The organism is Escherichia sp. AM3, assembly GCF_032029835.1.
Classification (GTDB): Bacteria; Pseudomonadota; Gammaproteobacteria; order Enterobacterales; family Enterobacteriaceae; genus Escherichia; species Escherichia coli.
Genome location: NZ_JAVUPQ010000319.1, coordinates 1 through 1,275 on the forward strand (window position 1 = coordinate 1; position 1,275 = coordinate 1,275).

1 pseudogene is annotated in these 1,275 nt (G+C 50.7%); it reads right to left on the reverse strand.

Annotated features, from left to right (window positions below):
* Positions 1-1,275: pseudogene (locus tag RTW80_RS25475) on the reverse strand (conjugal transfer protein TrbC); the annotation flags it as partial.

A 1,275-nucleotide genomic window follows, 5' to 3' on the forward strand; every position in this document is an offset into this window, starting at 1 on the left:
TATCCACGATCGTGTGCGGCTCTGTGCGAATTTTTCGTCTTTTTCTGGAGGGTTTTGCAGTCAGGACGCCAATGATGGCACTGACATTTTCCGGTGACGGGATTCGACGTTGAGCAGTACGGGGAACCAGACGGCGGAGACGGTCCAGGCGTGGCGCATCCACGCTGATATACCTGTTTATAACAACGGGATCGCTGCTGCAGCTTTTCTCATCGTCAGGGATGAAGAATGAGGCTGATGGTACGGTTTCTCCCCGGAAAATAGAAAAGAACTCGCCAGGATGAAGTTCAATCAACTCCTGAACATTTATCTTGCTTTCCATCAGGATGCTGATTTGTGGGCTGTCAATCCATGATTCACCAAATATGCCGTCCTGACGCTGCAGGTTGTTCATTCTCGCTCTGGCTTCTTCACCGGCGGCGCTTTTCAGCGTTCTGGCCGTACTACCCTCGCTAACAATCCTGCCGGCAAATTTTGTCCCCGTGTTCTGCATCAGTGTTGCCGTATTCGTGGCTGTTGTCTGTCCTTCTATACGTTCCTGGTCCTGTGCCATCAAAATCAGAGCAAAATCCAGTGAACGCACCTGAGTGGCTTCCACAGCAATACGGTCTGTATAGTATGCCCCCACTTCATCAAGGAAACACAGGTAAGGGAAACGCCCCTTATATTTTTTGACTTCCAGTGCATCGGAATCAGTTCCTTCGAGGCGGTAGCCCAAATCACGGGCGAGAATCATACTTTTCTGGGTGATAAACATTCGTCCCAGAGCGGACGTTGTATGCGCTGATGTATCCAGAGCGGGGATCATTACCATCAGAATTCTGTCGCTGTGAATGCTGTCACGAATATCGATATCACCGGAATCTTCAGCAAAAATATCCCCGAATGCTTCCGTGAATGTGCTGAAAGTTTCAGAAAACTGCCCGGAGAGATAAGCATGTTGTTTTCTGGGTTCTTCCGTCCAGGCTGATGGTGTCCTGACCAGCGACAGGTCGAAACCGGGAACGTCCTGAAGGTAGTTACGTAACGGTGCGATAGCTTCTTCCGGCCACTGATCATCGAGGCCACGACAGTAAAGTTTGGCCATCCCTTCGAGAGTCATATGTTCACGGAGCATCTGCAGCGACATTGTTTTGCCTTCGCGCACACACCAGAATTTAGTACCAAATACTAGTGCCTTATTCATGGCAATGGCCCGGGACTGCCACTCGCCCCCCTGGACGTTCTGGGGCAGCATTGACTGCATTGTCTCCGCTGTGAATGCCTCAGTGCTGT